We start from the raw sequence: 1,626 nt of genomic DNA, 5'->3' as shown, positions 1-1,626 counted from the left end.
TTGGAGTTTAGACTAAGCAGGTCAAAAAGTGCGCTCGCACTGAGAGTAGCGAACAGTTCTCAAGAACGGCAATGGTCACTGGCGACAAGCTATCAGGCTCACCCATAAGATAGATGCCAGCGACCGTTGACGTTCTCGGAGACTTGCAACGCCGAAAAAAAACTGTCTGCGATAGTTTCAACAGACAGCGTAAGGGTAGAAGATTGAGAATTCAGCTAAAAATCTCAAATCTACCTGCCATGAAGTTTGAACAATTACGGGAATTTCGTCAACTTGCTTATGAATGTCTCGGCAATGCCAAAGACGCCACCTTTGAACTAGCAGACGCGATAATGACGACTCGCCACGTCTCCTGTTTAGGAGATTTAGCCCTCAATCCCTTATTTCGGCGTGAGTGGTCAAGCGTCTACGAAGCGCTGCAAGATTGTAGACCAGACCGAGACCAATTGATGCAACTGTACATCCAACAGATGTCAGAAGTAGAACGTCCAGTATTAGCGATCGATCATACGGCATGGTTGAGGCCCCATGCACGTACCCTCAAAGAACGTACCTATGAACATCAACCCACAGCCTTACCCCACGGTATACCTGTTGGCATCGGTCAAGGATATAGTACGATCGCACTAATACCTTCGATGAGTGGTAGTTGGGCGCTGCCCTTGAGACACGAACGTATTACCAGTTGGGACAACCCCATCGGTAAAGGCGCTGAACAATTGGCACAAGTATGTCAATATCTTCAGCATAGACCCATCGCTCTATTTGATAGTGAATATGGGTGTGCACCTCTGGTTAAAGCCACCGCAGCCATTGCCGCCGATAAACTAATGCGTATTCGCTCCAATCGTTGCTTATGGTCAACACCCCCAGCCTATAGTGGTAAAGGCAGACCCAAAATTCACGGTCAACAGTTTAAGCTCAACGACTCTCAAAGCTGGTGGTCACCAGAACAAACTCTGGAATCTGTTGAGCCCAAACTGGGGAAAATTCGGTTAAGAAAATGCGATGACTTGCATTTTCGAGGCAGTCCCAAACATCCAATGACCTTGATTTTAGTCGAACGTCTAGAAACTGTAACGGGTCGATTAAATAGTCAACCTTTGTGGTTAGTTTGGGTTGGTATCCAAATGCCGTCTCTGGCGGAAATTTGGCAACTGTATCTACGCCGCTTTGCCCTCGAACATTGGTATCGGTTAGCAAAACAAACTTTACATTGGACTGTGCCGAAGCTAAGCACACCAGAACAGTGTGAACGATGGAGTGATTTGATGCCTTTGCTAACCTGGCAATTATGGTTAGCTAAAGATGTAGTCAAAGAAATTCGTTTGCCCTGGCAAAAGTCTCTGCCTCAATTGACGCCTGGAAGGGTTGTACAATCAATGTTTCCACTTTTAATCAGGATTGGAAGTCCGGCTGTTGCTCCGAAACGGCGAGGAAATTCAGACGGATGGCAAATAGGACAACCTCGCACTCCAAGATGTCGGTATCCTGTGGTCAAAAAGGGTAAAGGTCGGTTTCAAAACTCGTCCAAATCGATTAGTTAACCTCTCTACCTCTGTCTAAACTCACAAAATTTACACTCAACTTCTTCTGAGTGAATTTTTGCTTAGTCTAAACTCCAAT

1 protein-coding gene is annotated in these 1,626 nt (G+C 46.0%); it reads left to right on the top strand.

The features are described from left to right. Positions 1–113: 113 nt before the first annotated feature. The gene (locus QUB06_RS34510; protein WP_333439329.1) at positions 114–1,547 is read left to right on the top strand and encodes an NF041680 family putative transposase; all 1,434 of its coding nucleotides are present in this window, start codon (positions 114–116) and stop codon (positions 1,545–1,547) included. Positions 1,548–1,626: the final 79 nt, after the last annotated feature.

This window comes from Microcoleus sp. D2_18a_D3 (genome assembly GCF_036702455.1).
GTDB lineage: Bacteria > Cyanobacteriota > Cyanobacteriia > Cyanobacteriales > Microcoleaceae > Microcoleus.
This window is presented reverse-complemented; position numbering and strand designations above follow the sequence as displayed.